This is a genomic window from Thermonema rossianum DSM 10300, assembly GCF_000426825.1.
Lineage (GTDB): Bacteria > Bacteroidota > Bacteroidia > Cytophagales > Thermonemataceae > Thermonema > Thermonema rossianum.
The window spans coordinates 59,398-79,804 of the sequence record NZ_AUGC01000009.1 but is presented as its reverse complement, the minus strand read 5'-3'; the positions used below and the strand labels follow the sequence as shown (position 1 = coordinate 79,804).

Below are 20,407 nucleotides of genomic sequence, written 5' to 3'. Positions count from 1 at the left end.
GTCAGAACATAAAGCAAAAGCCTTACCAAAGTAGTGTAAATTACTTCGATACATGTCTACAGTATGCTCATGTATTCTAAATAAAAATAAATTAACTAACATGCCTGCCATAAAATACTACATTGCAAACTTTCTTTTCCATACATTACATCTTATTCCAATATAGATTTTTAATCTCTCTGAGACTTTTCAATACTATCCAAGGAACTTTGATATCCCCTACTTTCTTTTTTACATATGCAATATTATTATGTATAAATTGCTTTTGGGGATTTATGTATTTATTAAGGTTTGCTTGTGACGAATGCTCGATATTCAGCAGTTTATTAATGATAAGGTAGGTTTCCTTGATAAAGCTATTTTTGCTTTCTAATAGTAGCTTTTCATATTCATTTAAAATATTGGTTTTATCTAAATGGCTTCTTTGGGTGTAAAATGCAAAATGTGAGATAAGAGCACCGCCAAATATACAATTCACTAATTTTAGTTGTCTTGGTTTGTGGACAGTTAGATCCTCTTCTTCGTCTCCAACGACATTACCATTGAATAATTTAAAATGCTCCCCTAAAAAGCCAATGCAATTGATAGAAACTCTATTTAACGAGACCGGGACATAATCAAAATACAGATTTTTGTAAGTGCCATTTAAAACACTTTTAATAAACCAACGGTGGATTTTTTCAGCTAATAATGGATTTTCCCATCCGTTTTTGTCAGAAGCAAGTGCACGTATGTAGGGACCATCTTTTAAGATTTTATTTTCTTGTTGAAGTATATGAGTACATACTGCATTGTTTATGATTAGAGGAAATACTAAAAAATATTGGGGATTTTCTATTCTGAAATCTAAAAACTTTTTGAAAAAGTTATCTTCTATCCATACCACATCGTCATCAAGTCGTATATATATTGTTTTCTCGTCTGTAAAGTATCGGAAAAATGCATTGATGCTTCTATTACCATCTATGATTCCATCAGGTTGTGGAATCAATTTTATATTATTAAAGTTTTCCCTTAGTCTTTCAAAAAAAAGGATATCATCAGGATTGGTTGTATTAACCAATATTTGCCACTCATCTACATATTTTTCTTGAATTGCTTTTAAAATGTAAGGTGCAAGGAGCTTCATGTATCTTCTTCTCCCGGCAGGTGTTAGACAAACTACTTTATATCCCTTGTACATAGCAAAATCTTTTGTGGTTCTACAAATTGACTCTTTTATCGAAACTGGAAATAAATATTTTTTCTTTCTTTAAGCGATTAATTACTACATAAGTGTATATAAATACAGCAATCTCAACAAATACTACTCCTAATGCAGCACCTTTGTAGCTCCAAAGGTAAGTCATCAGAGAAATTAAAACAAGCCCTAAGCTCCCTAAAACAAAGTGAATTTTGGCATGTATATTATCATTTCCTGACACCAGCAAAAATTGAGCCTTAAAAGCGTTAGCATTTATAAAAAACACAGCAACCGTTAAAATCCTAAGAGTAATGACAACCTCTTTATGTATCTTGTTACTAATCAATAAAATTACCCAATCGGCAAAAGCAAAAACCATTATGCAGAGCACAAGGTAAAAAAGAGTTGTTATAAGTTGCAACCTATTCGTTAAATAAAAAGCTTTTTTAGGGTTTTGGTTGTAAAGATTAGCTAGTCTTGGATAGGTTGACTGCAAGAGAGAAATTATAGGAAAAAATTGAAAGATACTCATGATTTTTTCTGCTACTGCATAATATCCAGTGATGGTGTTGTTTGTAAATAACCCCACTGCGAATATACGTGACGTAGTATACAGACTTATCGAAAGCATTGAAGTGAAAATATGCCACCCCTTGTTGAGCTGGTAAAGAATTTCTCTTCTGCCAGGAGTTAAGAATTTTACGTTAAAACTTGAGAAAACTATCGATATTGAACAGATTCCTGCTGCAATAAATCCCAAAGAATTGAATATTGGTACAAGGTAATAATCTGATTGTTTTTTAACAAAAATAAAAATTAAAACTGTGAAGATGAGTTTTGCTAAAAGATTTAAAAATGTTACGTACTTCATTTTTTCCATGCCTTGAAAAAACCAAATTGGAAAAAGACCTTGCCCTATCACTACACCAAAAGTCAAATAGTAAATCAGCCAATTTTGCTTGAATTTATTAAAGAAAAAAACAATAAAAGATAGGATAAAAAAAGAGAGCACAAGCAAGCCGAGTTTAATCAACATTACAGAACTGAATATTTCAGAAACTTTTTGCTCGTGTTCTCTGTAAATAGAAATCTCGCGCGTAGCTGATAGGTTAAATCCATAATCTACTAATACAGTAAAATATGCAATAAATGCATTGGCAAAAGCTAACAGTCCATATTTTTCAACCCCCAAAACCCTTATAAGATATGGAAAGCTAATCAAAGGCAAGAGGTAGTTTGATACTTGTAAAATAGACAATGAAAAAAAGTTAGATAACAGTCTTTTATTAGACTCTGACTGGATTTTACTCTTTACACAATTCGAAATCAACTCAATCATATGCGTGTGTTTTTTGAAAAAGGGGGCATGTAGCTATTATGACTTTGGTCGTAAATAATTGATTACAGATGTGTTTTTACTCTAAATCGGTTTCCAATACAAATACTTTTCTTTTAGGTTATAAGTTCATTTGGTTTTACAGTATGTCGTTGTCTCATCAATTTTTATGCCTTCGACTTGTGTTTAAAGAATGTGCCCTTTTGCGTATTTATGCTTTGTGGTGTCAAATGAGAGTTTGTTCTTTTCTTTTAAAACTACCTCAAGCTGTTTGTTAGGCGTCTCTTATATTTTAACTACGATAACACTTAATTTTGGGAAGCGTGTGGTTTAGCTTTTTAGTAACAGCTTTTAAACCAGCTGCGCAATTTAGACTGATTAATCATTTCTTGCAGCTGCATCTTCTTGATACGAGGTTCTAAGAATAGAATGATTAATGATGCTCATTTCTTATTTAGAATGCAAAGGTAATACATTGAAAACAACTAAGCAACCCTATCAGGGTTGCCTTTGGTCTCTCAGAATGATACAGACAGTAGTACTCTTACTGAATTCCTACGCTAAATGTAGCCTGTACGTCCGTTTCGCCCCCTATGAGCGCATCATAGGTCCATGGGGTAGAAGAATTGTTTTTCGACTTGTCACCTTCATGGATGAGCACTACCGTGAAGTTTTGGGCAGCAACCGGCGACGCCCCCGTAGTTACCCGGAACTGCAAACCCAACGGTTTACCGTTGGCATCTTGGTCCATGTACTCAAACGAAGCAAATAACCCGCTGCCAAAGCCGTAATACAACTGATGAACTTCTGCTTCTTCCTGCACCTCTTCGGTGATGTCTTCGGCAGGTGACTTGCTCTCGTCCAGCAATTTGACCTGTGCTTGATAGGTAGCACCGGCTTTCAAATTACCATTGGTGATAACCGGCGCGGCCGGTCCGTCGCCATCTTCATCGTACCAGCGAAGCGTAACCATATCCGAGGCATCGTTTTGATTGGTGAAGGTAACCTCCACAGTAGTAATGAGCTCCGACTCATTGACCGGCTTGGGGTCGTCTTTTTTGCAAGCGCTCATAAATACGCCTGCCAGCAGGACTGCGAAAAAGAAAATTTGCTTTCTCATACTTTTTTTGAGTTTTAGTGAAACATATATTGAACAGAAACGGAAACATTGCGTCCCAAGTCATCGGCAAAGTACCGCCAACGGTTCAAATAAGAGCGGTAAGCCCGGTTGAACAGGTTCTCTACTTCCAAGGCAAAACGCCAGTGCGACGTATAGCTGCCTTCTATACGCCAATGAAACAACCAGTAATCATTGGGGGGCGGCATGAAATCCCAGGCTTGTGCTTGCTGTTCCGGGCGGCTGCCTACCTCGGCAGGAGCGACCACCGCCGGCAATGACCAGGCAATACCCGCATATTCGGCAGCCAGTTCTACTTGTATGCCCGAGAATTTTCCCCATCTTTCTTTTTGCCAAACGAAAGCCCCGCGATATGCCGGAGGCGGTACCCGGTTCAAACCGGCATTCCTTGTTATATCGTGAGCCCACAGTACACTGCCTTTATGTGTGGTTTTCAGAAAGGGAGCTATCTGCCATTCCCACAACCAATCGCTGCCCGCCCACAGCACGTCGGTTTGATGATAGCGAAACACAGGAAAGGCGCCCCGGATGGTAAGACGCAAGTCGGCAGCTTCCAGATTTACATAATTTTGAATATAACTCAGGTGAGGCGTGAGGCTTAGCCGGTGTGCCCCCTTGTGAAATACCCACTGGTTTACCCAGCGGTAAGTTTCCTCAAATCGTAGTTCGGTCCCGGGCGCATAATATCCGTTGGTATCTACCAGCAGTCCTTCTTCTATCCACCCACTGCCGTGGTGCAGCCCTTGGCTGTAAAGCTCATTGATGGCCGGCAGACGGCGGTTCCATGCCCAGGAAGAAGTCCATGACCATGCATCTGACAGGTGCGTGTGAAAACCTGCATTGAACTGAACATTCAGCTTCTTAAAATCAGGGGTGAATAGCCGGTTTTGGTAGTCGAAAATCCACACCTGCGCACTGTTATAGTCAAAGCGAACGCCCCAGTTCCATTCCATGTGGGCAAGAGGAATGGTGTTTGCCCAGGCAAGACTCACCTGTTGACGGCGATAATCCGGCAGTATAGGACGGGTATTGGTTTCTTCGGTGCGATTCAGATTGTCCTGCCAAAGCCATTCTGCCGCCAAACTGCTCTCTATCTGTTTCAAAAAATGAAAATCGCTTTGCACACGCAGGTGCTGTTGCAGGAGGCGCATCCATACAGCAGGCAGCTCGCTGCGGCCGCCCCGCCGCACGTCATACTCCTTGCGGGTATTTATCTGCAAGCTATACACAAAACGCCAATCGGCCTTCGGGCCATGGCGGTGCGATTGCAGGCGCCAACTATGATGCGCGACCTCTTGTTTGGGGTGCTCAATTTCATAACTGAAAGGGGCAATGTACCATGGTTCTTGGCGTTCCATGGCGCGGGCAAGGTCATCGAGATTACCCGTATGAGCTGCCCGCAGGATACCGTTCTCTGCGCCGAAGTAGTCATATTGCAGGTCGGCATCCCACCGGTGGAAGCGGTAGCCCAAGCCCATACCGGCACTTAGGCGACGATGGCCGGTGTTGGAAAGCATATAGTGGGCTGCCTGACGGTCGCCACTGCGCGCTGCTGTGCTGTGTAGTCTGAAAGCCAATTGTTTGGAGAGGCGTCCGCTGGTTTTTTGATGCAACAAAAAGCCCCGCCCATTGCTGTGTGCGTTCAATACCCACCGGCTCCGCAGGCTGTCCACGTCGCTTAGGGCTTGCTGCTTAAGAACCACAGCGCCCCCTATGGCATCGCTTCCCAGCAGCACGGCTTGCGCCCCTTTGATAACCTCTATTTGGTCATAAGCCAGCGGGTCCACTTCAGGGGCATGCTCGGCACCCCAGCGCTGGCTGCCCAGTGGGCTGCCTTCTACGTTCAACGCCAGCCGGTTACCCCAAAATCCATGCAACATGGGTTGTGCTATCTCGGCGCCGGTGCGCAAGCTGCTTATGCCTTCTACCTCTTCAAGCATGCGGCTGAGCGGCTTGTTTGCCCGCCGCCACTGTGCTTCGTCATCGAGTGCTTCAACAATAACACTCTCATAAAGGAAAGGCTTGCTTTCAATGACCACCTCGCCTGCATTCAGGAGGGCTTCCGACAGGCGGTAGTTCCGGTGCATCGAGCTATGCAGCTGCAAAGTGTCGTAGAGGGTGCTATATCCTGTGAAGGAGATTTCAATGACGTAGCGTCCCGGGCACAAACCTTCCAACCTATAGTAACCATCGGAAGAGGAGACGGTGCCCTGCTTGCTATTCACTATGTAAACCGTAGCGGCAGGCAGTGGCTTGCCGTCCGTATCAACTATGCGTCCGTCCAAGCGAAGTGCACAGTCTTGTGCCTTGCCATCCCAAGCCTGTAGCAACAGCCCTAAGCAAACCCACAGAAATGTTTTGTAGTGAGGCATTTCGATTTTGTTTTTGCAACAATGTTGCAAATATACTTTTTTTTTGACTCTCTCACAGTTTTTTTCACAAACCATAAATTTTTATCTTACCCATGAAATTATTTTTGCTTTACAAGCATGTGGTCTGTAATCAAGCGTTGGTCTGTACGGTACAAACTCTTTGCAAGCTATGCCTTCTTTATTGCCCTCTTGGGCGGCTTGATGGCTATTAGTCTTTCGTTTTACAACAAACGCCGCAGCATCAGCCGGCTGTCGCAGCAAATGACCGGCGTGATGATACAGACCCTGCAGCTGGTGAAAATAGAGCAAAGTTTTTTCCTGACAGACCTGAAGAAGCCTTACTTCTACCGCTATGGGCGCAGCGAACTGATAGATAGGCACAAGCAGTTGTATGCCCATATTCAAAAGAACTTAGACACCCTCATGCAGATGCCTGTGGTGCAGAACAGCGACATACGCATGCACCTGAAAGACGCAAGGGAGCAACTGAGCATTTATCATGACAAGCTGAATCAGACAGTGGTGATTGTGCAGCGGATGGGCTATGGAAATTATGGTGAATATGGCGAGGTCATGCGTTTGGCAAAAGCCATAGATCATATTCCCTACTTGCCACGGGCTGAATGGATGGAGGTACGCCTGTGGGAACAAAAGTCAATCAAGAGCCTTGACCCTTCGAACCGGGAAAACTTGAAAAAAGCAATTGCACGCTTACGGCAGCGGGCGCGCCGCCTTATGCCCGCTTCAACTTTCCGGGAGTTTGAACAGCTGTTGACAGAATACGAGAGCCATCTGCGCTGGTATTTTGTCTATTATCGTCAGATAGGCGAGGAGCAGGAAGGCGAAGGCCTGCGTTTTGAGCTGCGCCGCAGTGCCGACCGCGCTACCAATGCCCTTGAAAGAGCCTTGGAAGAAGTAGCCAAGCAGGACAGTCTTTTACAAGGGCAGTTTCAGAATATCATGATTGTTTCGTTTCTGATTATGCTTATTCTGAGTCTTACCTTTGGTTATTTCTTGTCTTACCTGATGACCATTCCGCTGCAGCACCTGACGAAAGTCATGCGACGCTACACTTCTTACATTGCACAGGGGCAATATGAACGCATCCGTTCGTTTTATGCCGTGCAGAAATTCACGGAAGACGAATTGGGCGAATTGACGGAGAGCTTCAACCGCTTGCTTTTTTCATTGCAGGATGCACTCAATAATTTGGAAGCCAAGCAGGAAGAGTTGGAAGAGGCCAACATGACACTGGCAGACATCAACCGGCAGTTGGAAGCATCAAACAAAGCCCTTGAAGACCGGAACAAAAAACTGCATCAAATATCGTTGGAAGTATCACAAAAGGCAGAAGAAAATGCTTTGCAACGAAAATTGATTGAACATGAGCTGCGTGTAAAAGAAAAAATGTATGCGGTTATTTCGCAGGAAATACGGGCGCCACTCAGCACACTGAAAGGTTTTTTGATTCTACTCACTTCACACGAAAATGTGTTGAGTGCCGAAGAAAAGAAAGACCTTGGGCAGCGTATGCTGGGTGAGCTTGAAAAAGCCCTTCTGCATTTGCAAGACATTCTGCAATGGATGCAGCAGCAGTCAACGGCTGCGCTCGACAGTTCCGTTTGTTTCGATGTGGTGCGTCATATACGTGAGAGCGTGGACCAATCGCGCCCGTTTATTGAAGCCAAGCAGCTAAGTGTTAATTTCCGGAATGCTTGCAATAAAATAGTAGCCGCCAAGATAGAAAAAGATGCCTTGTCTTTTGTGATTCGCAATCTTTTGTCCAATGCCATCCGTATGACTGCCCCGCAGGGCAGCGTGCACATAAGCATCGAATGCCCGGAAGACAGCAGCTTGAAGGTGTGTGTAGAAGACAACGGCATTGGCTTTAGTGAAGCCGAAATAAAGGCTTATCAAGAAGGAGTGCAAAAAATCAGCTATCAAGAGAAAAGCAAATTCAACACAGCAGTGCTCAACCTGCTGATGTGTCATGACTTTATCACCAAGAGCGGCGGCACTTTTTCGGTGGAAAGCACCCCGGAACGAGGCACCAAAGTGTGTTTTACGCTTGTCTTGGTCAACTATGGCATCAACATACCTTCTGCCGGTTAAGGACACCGCACAACAATTGCCCCTGCCCGGCGTTTAATTGAAAAAATATCATGAGCGTGACCACTGAACAACAAGTCAAGTATCTGCAGGAGCGTTTGTGGAAGCTGCTGGCAGAAGTCGATCAGGTGGTGCTTGGGCAACACGATACCATCAAATTGGTGCTTTCGGCCATGCTGGCAGGCGGACATGCTCTTCTGGAAGGCGTGCCCGGCTTAGCCAAGACACTGCTGGTCAAAACACTGGCGCAGGCCATGCAGATGGACTTCAACCGCATTCAGTTTACGCCCGACCTGATGCCTTCCGACATCATAGGTACCGAGGTGATACGGCAACTGCCCGGCGGTAATCTGGAAGTGGAGTTTCGTCCGGGGCCTGTGTTCACGAACCTGTTGCTGGCAGACGAAATCAACCGGACACCCCCAAAAACACAAGCGGCTCTGTTGGAAGCCATGCAAGAGCGGGCCATTACCTATGCCGGCAATACCTACCCTTTGCCTTCGCCTTTTTTCTTGCTGGCTACTCAGAACCCCATAGAGCAATCCGGTACCTACCCTTTACCCGAGGCGCAACTTGACCGTTTTCTGCTGTATTTAAAAATGGAATATCCGGCTCAAGAGGCCGAACTGGAAGTGTTGCGCCAAACGGCTACCGAAAGTTTTTACGAGCCGGCGCCTGTCATGAATCGCGACGATTTTTTGGCGGCGCAGGCTTGTGTACAAAAAATTGCCGTGGATGAAAGCCTCATTGCGTGGATTCATCGCTGCATGCTGGAGAGCCGCCCACAAAGTACCACCCACAAGAGCATCAAACGATGGGTGCAATGGGGGGCAGGTACCCGTGCCGGGCAAGCCTGGTTGCGTGTAGCCAAAGCCCATGCCTTCCTTTCGGGGCGCTATTCGCTGGCGCAGGAAGATTTGCTGTTTGTGGCATTGCCTGTATTGCGGCATCGTTTTGTTTTAAACTTCGAAGCACAAGCAGAAAATATTTCGGTCGATGATTTAATCCTTGAAATCATCAACGCTTCCTGATATTTGAATGATTGAATGATATTCTATAAATTGCGCGCTGTTTGATGACAAATACAGCGTGAAATCGGTCCGTAAACATATTGCTGCTGCGCGTTATGCCTATATCTGGGGCTTGCTTGTCTTTTTCTTGTGGCAGGCTGCCGGCCAGGTCCATGCATGGAGCCTGCCCGCTCAGGCAGAGCAGCAGCGACAAGCCGTAGGTACCGGTAGCGCTTGTCAAGACACTCCGGCAGACCGGGAGGATACTTCCCAAGCCTGTTGGGAGCAAGGCATCGTCCACAAGGCTGTGTTATCGGTTTTGCGCTTCGATTTTAAACACCCTTTTCTTTTTCTGTTCAACATCAGCCTTCCTTCACCGGAGAGCACGCGCATTGCTTTCCCCGACTTTCCGCCCCGGCTGATATACTACGAGTATCTCTTCCGGTATTTTGTGGTGGTCAACGCCCCCTAAGCCACTTTTTTCCATTCGAACGAAGCCGGCTGCATGCATTGGCGAGCCGCCGGATGCACCTGTGGTGCGTCTGTCTTTTTTACCCACCGTATTGTATTCAATCAAAACCAAAAAATAAAAATAGACTATGTCAGCAAAAGGAGCTATCAAATGGTTAGCCATTATACTGGGCATCCTGTCGGTCTATTATCTGTCGTTCACTTTGGTGCACTATAAAGTGCAGCGTGACGCAGAGGCTTATGCCACCGACAGCAACGGAAATATCGATTTCTCTTTAAAGCAACGTTACCTTGACTCCGTCTCTAACGTGACGGTTTACAATTTGGGATTCCGCTCGTTTACCTACGAGGACGTGCAAAAGCGCGCTTTGTCGCTGGGGCTTGACCTGCAAGGGGGCATGCACCTGGTGCTTGAGGTATCGCCCGCCGATATCGTAAAGGCTTTGGCAGGGGCAAGAGCCAAAACCGAAGACTTTGAAAAAGCGCTGAAATTAGCGCAACAGAAGCAGCAAAGCAGTCAAGCCCCCTTCGGAACCCTTTTTGCCGAGGCTTACAAAGAAGTAAAGCCCGACGGCAACTTGGCGCGCTTGTTTGCCAATCCCGGCAACAAAGAGCTCACTTTCAACTCGAGCGATGAAGAAGTGGTGGCTTATCTGAACAAGGAAATCAACAATGCGGTAGATCGTGCCTTTGAAGTATTGCGCCGCCGTATTGACAAGTTCGGCGTGGCCAACCCCACCATTCAAAAACTGCCTGCCAGCGGGCGTATTCAGGTGGAATTGCCCGGTGTGGATAACCCGGAGCGTGCCAAAAAACTACTTTCCGGCGTAGCCAAGCTGGAGTTCTACCGGGTATACCCGCTCAATGAATTGCAATTCTCACTATTGCAACTAAGAGACTACCTGAAAATAGAAGACAGCGAAAGCAAGACAGACGCCACCAATCCGTTTGAAGCGGAAACAAAAACAGACGAACAAGTAAGCAATCCGTTCGAAGAAACTGCCGACTCTGCAGGTGTGGCACAAGCCGACTCGCTCGAAAGCAGTGATTCTTTGAAAGCAGAAGAAGCACAGGCGCAAGCCGACAGCACCGCCGCCGATTCATTGCAAATAGAGCGTTCTCGCTTTGATAAACTTTTTGTGCTGACCGGCTACGGCTTGTATGTGTCTGTAGAAGACACCGCCGAGGTGAATCGCATCTTGCAAGATGAAACCGTGCGTGCTTTCTTCCCGTCCAATGTGCGTATTTTGTGGGCTGCCAAGCCCGAAACCGGTGCAAACAACCCATTGGCCGGCAAGCTGGAACTCTACTTCATTGAAACGCAACGCGATGGCAAGCCCTTGCTCGAGGGCGATGTGATTGCCGATGCACGCCCCGATTATGATGAGAACGGACGTCCGGCTGTCTCTATGTCTATGAATGCCGAAGGGGCTCGTAAATGGGCAAAAATTACAGGTGAAAACATCGGACAGCGTATTGCCATCGTGCTCGACAACTACGTATATACGGCCCCCACGGTGCAAGCCGAAATCACCGGCGGCAACTCGTCCATTACCGGCAACTTTACGGTAGAAGAGGCGGCCGACCTGGCAAACGTATTGAAAGCCGGCAAACTGCCCGCACCGGTACGCATCGTAGAAGAAGCCGTAGTGGGTCCTTCTTTGGGTAAAGAGTCTATTCAGCAGGGTATCCTGTCTATCGTATTAGGTTTTGTGCTGGTACTTGCCTTCATGGCGATGTACTATGGCAGCAGCGGTTGGGTAGCCAACTTCGCCTTGCTTATCAACCTTTTGTTTATTTTCGGTGTGTTGGCACCTTTGGGCGCTGTGCTTACCTTGCCCGGTATTGCCGGTATCGTGCTTACCATCGGTATGGCAGTGGACGCCAACGTGCTGATTTATGAACGTATTCGCGAAGAGTTGAAGCATGGCTTGCCTTTGGTTGGAGCCATTGAAAAAGGCTATGCCAAGGCGCTGAGCTCTATCATCGATGCCAACGTGACTACCTTCCTTACCGGCTTGATTCTCTATATCTTTGGTTCCGGCCCGGTGCAGGGCTTTGCCATCATCCTGTTAATAGGCATTGTTTGCTCGGTATTCTCTTCTGTCTTTGTATCCCGTTTGGTGGTAGAATACCTTGCCGGCGATGGTAAAAAACCGCGCATCAACTTCATCACCGCCCTTACCCGTAAAGTGTCGGAAAAACTCGACGCTCAAAACTTCGACTTCCTTGCCAATCGCAAAAAGGCATATGCCTTCTCTTCAGTAGTGGTTGTTTTGGGTATTGTAGCTACCCTTATCATGGGCGGCTTCAACTTGGGGGTTGACTTCAAAGGCGGCCGCTCTTATGTGGTAGAATTCGACAAGGCCGTATCGGCACAGGATATACGTGCTGCCTTAACCCCCGTGTTCGAAAACAAGGCGCCCGAAGTAAAAGCCTTCGGTGCCAACAACCGTCTTAAAATCACCACCAGCTACTTGATTGACGATGAAAGCGAAACAGCCGATCAAACCGTTCGGGAAGCCTTGGAAAAAGGTTTGGCACAGTTCGGCGAGCTGAATCCAAAGGTGCTGAGCTCAAACAAAGTGGGGGCCACCATTGCCGATGACATACGCAATACTTCGCAAGTAGCGGTCTTGTTATCTTTGGTGGTTATCTTCTTGTATATCTTGATACGTTTCCGCGAGTGGCAATACAGCTTGGGTGCCGTGATAGCACTCTTCCATGATGCCCTGGTGGTACTTTCCACCTATCAGTTGGCCAACTTGCTGGGCTTCTCTCTGGAAATCGATCAGGTATTCATTGCAGCCATGCTCACCATCATTGGTTACTCTATCAACGATACCGTGGTGGTGTTTGACCGCATCCGCGAATACCGCACCGAGTTTGGTAGCCTGCCCCTGCGCGAGCTGCTGAACAAAGCCATCAACCAAACATTGAGCCGTACAATCATTACGGCACTCACCACCTTCTTGGTAGTGTTTGTGCTGTTGCTGTTTGGTGGCGAAGTGCTGCGTGGCTTTGCCTTTGCCTTAGTGATGGGGGTTGTTTTCGGTACTTACTCTTCGGTGTTCATAGCCACCCCCATTGTGTATGACTTTACCAAGAAAAAAGCCGGCAAAGAAGCAGCAGGCAATGCATAAGCGCTGAAAGTCTGCACTTCTATAAATAAATATGAAAAGCCGTCCTTCCCGGGCGGCTTTTTTTATTGCGCACGCACCACCGGGCAAACAACTGTTTTTTGGTATTTTCTTTTGAAAAAATTGTGTAAATTCGGTATACATACCAAGAACCAAACCCATGAGTACTTCCACAAAAAAATGTATAGAAAACCGGGTGCTGCCTTCCGGCTTTTTGCCCAGCCAAAATTTTTATGAAAGCGACCGCATGGCTGCCCATTATTGGAAAAAATACTTTTCTTCACAGCTGAACGAGTACCTGACCCCCAAGCTGAAATGGATAGGAGAGCAGGCAGCGCAAGTGATGGATGCGCTCTCGCTTGCTGCCGATAAGTACCCACCTGTATTGAAGCGCCGCAATTTTTATGGAGAAGACATTTTCGAAATCGAATTTCATCCTGCTTATTGGCAACTGACAGGCATCGCCGTTCGCTCGGAGATGTTTCGTGTGAAGTGGCATCCTAAGCTGCGGGCTGCCTTTCAAAAAGAGCGCCACCTGGCAGGTTTTGCTCCTTATTTCTTGTATGCCATGGCAGAAGGCGGCCTCCCTTGCCCTTTGTGTATGACCGATGGCGCTGCCCGTTTGATTGACCGTTTCTGCGAAGAAGAAGACAAACAGCGCCTGCTGCCGCATGTTTATACCGACAAGCCCGCAGAGCTTTATACCGGCGCCATGTTTCTTACCGAGAAGTCGGGCGGCTCCGACGTGGGTGCCAATTTGGTGGAGGCAACCCCCGGCAAGGACAACTATTACCGCCTGAACGGCGAAAAGTGGTTCTGCAGCAATGCCAATGCACAAATCATATTTGCTTTGGCACGTACCGGGGCACCATCGGAGGGTACGCGTGGGCTTTCCCTGTTTTTGATAGAACCCCAGTTGCCCGGCGGCGGGCGCAACCCTATGGAAGTGGTGCGCCTGAAAGATAAGCTGGGTGTGCGTTCCATGGCAAGTGCCGAAATTATCATGCGCGACACCCTCGCCAAACGCATAGGAAAAGAAGGGGAAGGCTTCAAGTTGATGGCAGAGATGGTCAATCTTTCGCGCCTCTACAATGCAGTGGCAGCCACAGCCTTTGCCCGTCGTGCCCTTGTCGAAGCTTATCAATTTGCCTGCTACCGCTCTACTTTCGGCAAGCGACTCATAGAGCACCCCTTGGCTTATGATAAATTCGTAGAGCTGGGCGCTCGCTATCAGGCTGTCTTTTATATCACCTGGCGGGCAATCAGGGCATTGGATGCCGCCGACAACGGCAACGAAAGCGAAGCCCATTTGGCACGCTTGTTGATTCCTATGGCAAAACGATACACTGCCCTCGAAGCGGTCTATATCATACGGGAGTCGATGGAGATGATGGGGGGCATTGGCTACATAGAAGACGGCGTGATGCCTAAGCTGATGCGTGACGTGCTGGTATTGCCTATCTGGGAGGGTGCCGGCAACATCATGATATTGGACATGCTGCGGGCGGCTGCCAAGTCGAATGGTTTGGAAGTGATGGTCAAAGAAATGACCACTGCTTTCCGCCAAGAGGGTGAGGCTGCGCTTCCTTTTTTGCATCAGCTGGATGAGCTGCTCAAAGAGATGAAAGACCTGCCCGAAGGCAATGAAAACCAGCTGGTGGCAAAGCATCTGTTTGAGCGCCTGACGCAACTCTACACGCTGAGCCTGCTCATTCAGGAGCAAAGTGAAGCCACCCCTTGGCTGGCAGCTTCTTGGAACTACCGGCATCATGCTTTGACAAAGCCTGTTGCCATGCCTTCGGTGCACGATGCCCACCGGCTCGTTGCCTGGGATTTTTAAAATGTTTTTATGCAACATAAAAAATAAAAAAACTGCTATGAGAGACCTTTTAGACCCTATCACCCCGGAACAGATTGACCTTTTTATGGTTACTTACGGCAGGTACTTCCTGAGCCGCGACTTGGAAACCATACGTTCCATGCTGGAATCGAGCACACAAGCCGACTGGAAGCGCCTGATGGAAACTAAATTTTACGACCCGTCGGTCATCACCATCTTCTCATTGGTGGGCGGCTACTTCGGTTTGGACCGCTTCATGCGTAATGACGTGACCTTCGGTATTTTGAAACTGATTACCTGCGGGGGCTTGGGCATATGGACCGTGGTTGACTGGTTCATCAGTGCCGAAGATACCGCCAAGAAAAACTTTGAGTTATTCATGGAAGTGATGGGTGAGTAATACTTTTTGCTTACCTTAAATGGAAAAAAGGGAAGTAATGATTCAAGTAACTACCTTTCCCCTTCACGTTCACAAAGATGAGGCAAGTCTTGCCGCAAAAGGCTACATGATGTCGATAGTAGCGGTGATGGCAGGCTTGCCTTTACCTGTATTGAACCTGCTGGCTACGCTTATTTTCTTTTTTTCTTTTCGCAAAGACTCACTTTTTGTGCGCTGGCATGCCATGCAAGCCATGATTTCACAACTCACTCTCTTTGTTGTGAATGCAGCGGCTTTTTGGTGGACCATGTTGGTTGTTTTTAGCGATGCGAAAGCAAACAAATATTACGTTGCTTATTTGGTCTTGGCTGTGTTGCTCAACATAGGCGAGTTTATAGCCACTTTGATAACGATGCATCACCTCTCAAAGCAAAGGCATGTGCGTTGGTGGTTCTATGCCGACTACTGCGACGAAATACTGGGACTGCAAACCGTAAAGAAATGAAAAAGCCGGTAAAAGCAGCCGGGGCGCTGGCAGGGCTTGCCTTGTTATATTTCCTGCTGGTGCTGATGGCAGACGGGCTGTTGTCTGACCGCCGCTCTTTGGGGGCAGGCTGGGAAAACCAACTGGGCGACTTGTTGTGGGAAGAGCTGCGTTCTCTGTATAGAGAGTCCCGGGATTCTACGCTTACAGCTATGACCGGCGACATCATGCAGCATCTTGCAGAAGCCAACGGCATGGACCCCGACAGCCTTCATCTGCACATATTGCATGCACCCGAGCCCAATGCAGTGGCACTGCCGGGAGGGCATGTGGTGGTATTTACCGGCTTGTTGCGCCTTACCGATACACCCGAAGAGTTCGCTGCGGTGCTGGCACATGAGATGGCTCACATTCAACTCAATCACATATCGGAAAAGCTGCTCAAAGAGGCAGGTATTACGATGATACTGGCGGCGGCAGGCGGCGGCAGCGAAATAAGCCGGCTGGCTGCCATGCTCTTGTCCAATGCTTTTAGCCGTGAGGCAGAGCAAGAGGCTGACCTGCGTGCCGTTATCCTGCTCGAAAATGCCTGCATCGACCCGCAAGGCTTGGTAAGCATCCTGCAGCGCTTTGCTGCCGGGGATGCCGCTTTGCCCGAAATGCCGGAATGGCTCAGCACCCACCCGCTTTCAAAAGAACGCGTGGAGTATGTACGCGCTGCCCTCAACAAGCAGCAACACAGACAGACCTACTGCGAAGTGCCGGGCGCAGACCGATGGGAGACGGTAAGGAAGGCAGTGGAGTGGTAGTCAGACCGGCCGGCGAAGAGAAGGTATGTCTTACGAAAGATGACGCTTTCCTTTCCTCCCTTTGCGCCGGAATTTCCCTTTGAACCTTGGTTAAAAAGCCTTAAATTTCTCTTCAAATAAACCAAATCACTTATAGCTTCATGGCAAAGAAGACAAAAAAAACGCAAGAACCACTGGAAAAGCAACTATGGAAAGCTGCCGACAAGCTCAGAAAAAACATTGATGCAGCAGAATACAAACATGTGGTACTGGGGTTGATATTTTTGAAGTACATCTCCGACGCTTTCGAAGAACTATATGCAAAACTGAAAGAAGGCGAAGGGGAATATGCCGGTGCCGACCCCGAAGATATAGACGAATACAAAGCCGAGAATGTGTTTTTTGTACCCGGGAAAGCACGGTGGAGTTACCTGCAGGCAAACGCCAAGCAACCTGCCATTGGCAAAATGATTGACGATGCCATGGACGCCATAGAAAAGGAAAACCCTTCCTTGAAAGGCGTATTGCCAAAAGTGTATGCACGTCCCAATCTTGACCCTACCGCCTTGGGCGAGTTGGTGGACCTTATAGGAAACATAGCGCTTGGAGAAGCCAAAGCCCGGAGTGCCGATATCCTCGGGCATGTATTTGAATATTTTCTCGGTGAATTTGCCCTTGCCGAAGGCAAAAAAGGCGGTCAGTTCTATACACCGCGCAGTGTGGTAGAGCTGTTGGTAGAAATGCTTGAGCCATACAAAGGGCGGGTGTTTGACCCTTGCTGTGGCTCAGGCGGTATGTTTGTACAGTCCGAAAAGTTCGTGATTGAGCACCAAGGCAGGGTCAACGATATTTCCATTTACGGGCAAGAGAGCAACCAGACCACCTGGCGGCTGTGTAAAATGAACCTTGCCATTAGGGGCATTGATAGTTCGCAAGTAAAATGGAACAATGAAGGCTCATTTTTGAACGATGCCCACCCTGACCTCAAAGCCGATTTCATCATCGCCAATCCACCTTTTAACGTGAGCGACTGGAGCGGGGAACTCTTGCGCAACGACCCCCGCTGGCAATACGGGGTGCCGCCTGTAGGCAATGCCAACTACGCATGGATACAGCATTTTATCTATCACCTGGCACCCAACGGCGTTGCCGGTTTTGTATTGGCAAAAGGCTCGCTGACAACCAAACAAAAAGAAGAATATGCCATTCGTAAAAACCTTATCGAAAACGATTTGATAGACTGCATCGTCAACCTGCCTGCCAAACTGTTTTTAAATACACAAATACCGGCTTCACTTTGGTTTATTCGCAAAAACAAAACCCACAGAAAAGGGGAAATCCTCTTTATTGATGCACGCAACATGGGGCACTTGGTAAACCGAAGAACGCGCGAACTCTCAAAAGAAGATATACGCAAAATAGCCGATACCTACCATAACTGGCGGGCTGAGCCTGTCGAAGCCCGCCAATACGAAGACATAAAAGGGTTTTGCGCCTCTGTGCCTATAGAGCGGGTAGCTGAATTGGATTATGTGCTCACTCCCGGGCGCTATGTGGGCTTGCCCGAAGAAGACGATGATTTTGACTTTGCCGAGCGCTTTGCCAAACTCAAAGCCGAGTTCGAAGAACAATTGAAAGAAGAAGCGGAGCTCAATAAAAGGATATTGGAAAACCTAAGTAAAATACAATTGCCGGAAAGCGCCACATTGAACGGGTCAAAATGAAAGTTGATATCCGAACATGCCGAAGGGTTGGATGTACATATTAGAATGCTCAGACGGTAGCTATTATACAGGAAGCACAACCGATTTGGAAAGGCGATTGGCTCAACACCGGGCAGGCGAGGGCGCCAATCACACCAAAAAACGGTTGCCCGTAAAATTGGTATATTATGAAGAATACGACAGAATAGACGAGGCGTATTGCCGGGAAAAACAAGTGCAGGGCCGGAGCCGGAAGAAAAAAGAAGCATTAATAAAAGGCAATGATGACCAATTGCCGCGATTATCGAGGAACTACACCCAATATCCTCCGGTGGTTGAGCCTGTCGAAACCACCGGAAAAGAAGACCCATTGCCCGAGCCAAAACACATGTTGCCTGAGTCTGTCGAAGGCAACATCCCCAAAACCAATAACAGCACCCCTGCCAAAGACAACAACAAAAAAACAGAAAAGCGATGAGTGATACATTGAACCGCTCGAAATGTGAGTGGAAGAAATATAAATTAGGAGAAATAGCAGAGATTGTGGGAGGCGGGACACCCAAAACTTCTGTTGCTGAATATTGGAATGGTGATATCCCATGGCTTTCAGTTGTTGATTTTAACAATGGGAAGAAATATGTTTACGATACAGAAAAAAAAATTACTGAAGAAGGCCTAAAAAACAGTAGTACAAAATTGCTAGAAAAAGGCGATATAATTATTTCTGCTAGAGGAACAGTAGGTATTGTTGCAATGTTGGGAAAACAAATGGCATTTAATCAATCTTGCTATGGAATAAGGGCAAATGAGTATTCGACAAATGAATATGTTTACTATCTCCTAAAAGATAGAGTGTCAAACTTTTTACAATATTCTCACGGAGGTGTTTTCGATACGATTACTCGCGATACTTTCAAAGAAATCGAAATCCTCCTCCCCCCACTCCCTGAGCAAAAAGCCATAGCTGAAGTATTAAGCAGCTTAGACGACAAAATAGACCTGCTCCACCGCCAAAACAAAACACTCGAACAAATGGCCGAAACCCTGTTTCGGCAGTGGTTTGTGGAGAATCCTAATCCTGAATGGGAAGAAAAGCCTTTGAGTTCTATAGCTACATTTTTAAATGGATTGGCTTGCCAAAAATACCCGCCAAAAAATGATATAGATAAACTGCCAGTTTTGAAGATAAAAGAACTGAGGAATGGTATTTCGAAAGATTGTGACTGGTGTACTACTGATGTTGATGAAAAATACGTTGTAGAAAATGGTGATGTGATTTTTTCATGGTCAGCATCTTTGATGGTCAAAATATGGGATGGCGAATCCTGCATTTTGAATCAGCACCTTTTCAAGGTTACATCAGATGAATTTCCAAAATGGTATTATTATCTATGGAGCAGATACCATCTCGAGCAGTTTATTGCTATTGCAACGGCGCAAGCAACTACAATGGGACACATAAAAAGAAAGGATTTGGATAATGCTATGGTTTTAGTGCCTACAGATGATGAATTGAAAAACATGACAAATAAAATTCAACCATTGATTGACAAGCAAATAGTTAATTCAAAGCAAATCCGCACGCTTGAAAAACTGCGGGATACCTTGTTACCGAAATTGATGAGCGGGGAGGTGCGGGTAAAATTTTAATACAATGGGAAAATTCAAAAATAAATATCGTATTGAGTCAACACGATTGCAAAATTGGGATTACGGTTGGAATGGCGCGTATTTTATCACCATTTGCACAAAAAACAGACATTGTTGGTTTGGAGAGATTTCATCCGGTGCAATGCAATTGTCTCCCATCGGTCATATTGCCAATTCGTGTTGGTACGAAATATCCAATCATTTTCCGTTTGTTGAATTGGGGGCGCATATCATTATGCCCAATCATGTGCATGGCATTATCATTATCAATAAACGCAACGCGAACAAAAACATTGTAGAGACGCAAAATATTGCGTCTCTACAAAATATTGCGTCTCTGCAAAATATTGCGTCTCTGCAAAATATTGCGTCTCTGCAAAATATTGCGTCTCTACAAAATATTGCGTCTCTGCAAAATATTGCGTCTCTACAACCCCAACCGGAACCCCCATCAACAAAAAACAAATTCGGTCCACAATCCAAAAATTTGGCATCAATCGTTCGCGGATTTAAAATCGGCGTAACAAAAAATGCCCGCCAAATAAATCAATCTTTTGCATGGCAGCCCCGGTATTGGGAACACGTCATACGAAATGAAAATGAATATTATCGCATTACACAATACATTATAAATAATCCCAAAAAATGGGAAAATGATAAATTAAACAGCAACAACAGCAACACCATAAGGGAATCACAAGCAGAATACAATTCAGAAATTTGGATGATATAAAAATGCCAAAAATTAACCGGACTCCCAACCACCCATTAGAAACCAAAGACGGATGACGGAAACAGAACCTG

16 protein-coding genes are annotated in these 20,407 nt (G+C 46.3%); 12 read left to right on the top strand and 4 right to left on the bottom strand.

Annotation, left to right across the window (positions count from 1 at the left end; genetic code table 11):
* Window positions 1-145 precede the first annotated feature (145 nt).
* The 4 genes from K384_RS07610 to K384_RS07595 all read right to left on the bottom strand — a co-directional run bounded on the left by K384_RS07610 (window position 146) and on the right by K384_RS07595 (window position 6,029).
* Entirely contained in the window at window positions 146-1,183 is a 1,038-nt protein-coding gene (locus tag K384_RS07610; RefSeq protein ID WP_038031020.1) for a hypothetical protein, read from the bottom strand.
* A gap of 19 nt (window positions 1,184-1,202) precedes the next feature.
* On the bottom strand, window positions 1,203-2,522 hold the full coding sequence (locus tag K384_RS07605; protein WP_038031019.1) for a flippase: 1,320 nt from the start codon (window positions 2,520-2,522) through the stop codon (window positions 1,203-1,205).
* Window positions 2,523-3,063: 541 nt separating this feature from the next.
* On the bottom strand, window positions 3,064-3,639 hold the full coding sequence (locus K384_RS07600) for a hypothetical protein (protein WP_038031018.1): 576 nt from the start codon (window positions 3,637-3,639) through the stop codon (window positions 3,064-3,066).
* Between the two features lie 14 nt (window positions 3,640-3,653).
* The gene (locus K384_RS07595) at window positions 3,654-6,029 is read right to left on the bottom strand and encodes a TonB-dependent receptor (RefSeq protein ID WP_169737629.1); all 2,376 of its coding nucleotides are present in this window, start codon (window positions 6,027-6,029) and stop codon (window positions 3,654-3,656) included.
* Window positions 6,030-6,146: 117 nt separating this feature from the next.
* On the opposite strand from K384_RS07595, the gene K384_RS07590 reads away from it, so the two are divergent.
* The 12 genes from K384_RS07590 to K384_RS13840 all read left to right on the top strand — a co-directional run bounded on the left by K384_RS07590 (window position 6,147) and on the right by K384_RS13840 (window position 20,336).
* Entirely contained in the window at window positions 6,147-8,141 is a 1,995-nt protein-coding gene (locus K384_RS07590; protein WP_038031013.1) for a sensor histidine kinase, read from the top strand.
* A gap of 50 nt (window positions 8,142-8,191) precedes the next feature.
* Window positions 8,192-9,169, top strand: a complete 978-nt coding sequence (locus K384_RS07585; RefSeq protein WP_038031010.1) for an AAA family ATPase — start codon at window positions 8,192-8,194, stop codon at window positions 9,167-9,169.
* 58 nt (window positions 9,170-9,227) lie between these two features.
* The gene (locus tag K384_RS07580) at window positions 9,228-9,620 is read left to right on the top strand and encodes a hypothetical protein (protein WP_038031007.1); all 393 of its coding nucleotides are present in this window, start codon (window positions 9,228-9,230) and stop codon (window positions 9,618-9,620) included.
* Between the two features lie 127 nt (window positions 9,621-9,747).
* Window positions 9,748-12,762: a protein translocase subunit SecDF gene (gene secDF, locus K384_RS07575; protein ID WP_038031004.1), complete on the top strand. Its 3,015-nt coding sequence runs from the start codon at window positions 9,748-9,750 to the stop codon at window positions 12,760-12,762.
* 157 nt (window positions 12,763-12,919) lie between these two features.
* Window positions 12,920-14,599 (top strand): acyl-CoA dehydrogenase family protein, encoded by a 1,680-nt coding sequence (locus tag K384_RS07570; protein ID WP_051633229.1) that lies wholly within the window; start codon window positions 12,920-12,922, stop codon window positions 14,597-14,599.
* Window positions 14,600-14,636: 37 nt separating this feature from the next.
* Window positions 14,637-14,999: a TM2 domain-containing protein gene (locus tag K384_RS07565; protein WP_038031003.1), complete on the top strand. Its 363-nt coding sequence runs from the start codon at window positions 14,637-14,639 to the stop codon at window positions 14,997-14,999.
* A 37-nt stretch (window positions 15,000-15,036) separates the two neighbouring features.
* A complete protein-coding gene (locus K384_RS07560; RefSeq protein ID WP_038031001.1) occupies window positions 15,037-15,483 on the top strand; it encodes a DUF4870 domain-containing protein in 447 nt (148 codons plus the stop codon).
* Complete coding sequence (locus K384_RS07555; RefSeq protein WP_038031000.1) at window positions 15,480-16,271, top strand: M48 family metallopeptidase; 792 nt, start codon at window positions 15,480-15,482, stop codon at window positions 16,269-16,271. Before K384_RS07560 ends, K384_RS07555 begins: the two co-directional genes overlap by 4 nt.
* Before the next feature lie 140 nt (window positions 16,272-16,411).
* Complete coding sequence (locus K384_RS07550; RefSeq protein ID WP_038030998.1) at window positions 16,412-17,974, top strand: class I SAM-dependent DNA methyltransferase; 1,563 nt, start codon at window positions 16,412-16,414, stop codon at window positions 17,972-17,974.
* 31 nt (window positions 17,975-18,005) lie between these two features.
* Window positions 18,006-18,431 carry a GIY-YIG nuclease family protein gene (locus tag K384_RS13670; protein WP_245605290.1) on the top strand — a complete coding sequence of 142 codons (426 nt, stop codon included), beginning with the start codon at window positions 18,006-18,008 and terminating at the stop codon, window positions 18,429-18,431.
* Window positions 18,428-19,603 (top strand): restriction endonuclease subunit S, encoded by a 1,176-nt coding sequence (locus tag K384_RS07540; RefSeq protein WP_038030996.1) that lies wholly within the window; start codon window positions 18,428-18,430, stop codon window positions 19,601-19,603. Before K384_RS13670 ends, K384_RS07540 begins: the two co-directional genes overlap by 4 nt.
* A gap of 4 nt (window positions 19,604-19,607) precedes the next feature.
* Complete coding sequence (locus K384_RS13840) at window positions 19,608-20,336, top strand: transposase (RefSeq protein WP_211245234.1); 729 nt, start codon at window positions 19,608-19,610, stop codon at window positions 20,334-20,336.
* Window positions 20,337-20,407 lie beyond the last annotated feature (71 nt).

Excerpts from the sequence above, each read along its gene's own strand:
- K384_RS07610 (WP_038031020.1), bottom strand. The coding sequence starts at position 1,183 with ATGTACAAGGGATATAAAGTAGTTTGTCTAACACCTGCCGGGAGAAGA.
- K384_RS07605 (WP_038031019.1), bottom strand. The coding sequence starts at position 2,522 with ATGATTGAGTTGATTTCGAATTGTGTAAAGAGTAAAATCCAGTCAGAG.
- K384_RS07600 (WP_038031018.1), bottom strand. The coding sequence starts at position 3,639 with ATGAGAAAGCAAATTTTCTTTTTCGCAGTCCTGCTGGCAGGCGTATTT.
- K384_RS07595 (WP_169737629.1), bottom strand. The coding sequence starts at position 6,029 with ATGCCTCACTACAAAACATTTCTGTGGGTTTGCTTAGGGCTGTTGCTA.
- K384_RS07590 (WP_038031013.1), top strand. The coding sequence starts at position 6,147 with ATGTGGTCTGTAATCAAGCGTTGGTCTGTACGGTACAAACTCTTTGCA.
- K384_RS07585 (WP_038031010.1), top strand. The coding sequence starts at position 8,192 with ATGAGCGTGACCACTGAACAACAAGTCAAGTATCTGCAGGAGCGTTTG.
- secDF (WP_038031004.1), top strand. The coding sequence starts at position 9,748 with ATGTCAGCAAAAGGAGCTATCAAATGGTTAGCCATTATACTGGGCATC.
- K384_RS07570 (WP_051633229.1), top strand. The coding sequence starts at position 12,920 with ATGAGTACTTCCACAAAAAAATGTATAGAAAACCGGGTGCTGCCTTCC.
- K384_RS07565 (WP_038031003.1), top strand. The coding sequence starts at position 14,637 with ATGAGAGACCTTTTAGACCCTATCACCCCGGAACAGATTGACCTTTTT.
- K384_RS07560 (WP_038031001.1), top strand. The coding sequence starts at position 15,037 with ATGATTCAAGTAACTACCTTTCCCCTTCACGTTCACAAAGATGAGGCA.
- K384_RS07555 (WP_038031000.1), top strand. The coding sequence starts at position 15,480 with ATGAAAAAGCCGGTAAAAGCAGCCGGGGCGCTGGCAGGGCTTGCCTTG.
- K384_RS07550 (WP_038030998.1), top strand. The coding sequence starts at position 16,412 with ATGGCAAAGAAGACAAAAAAAACGCAAGAACCACTGGAAAAGCAACTA.
- K384_RS13670 (WP_245605290.1), top strand. The coding sequence starts at position 18,006 with ATGTACATATTAGAATGCTCAGACGGTAGCTATTATACAGGAAGCACA.
- K384_RS07540 (WP_038030996.1), top strand. The coding sequence starts at position 18,428 with ATGAGTGATACATTGAACCGCTCGAAATGTGAGTGGAAGAAATATAAA.
- K384_RS13840 (WP_211245234.1), top strand. The coding sequence starts at position 19,608 with ATGGGAAAATTCAAAAATAAATATCGTATTGAGTCAACACGATTGCAA.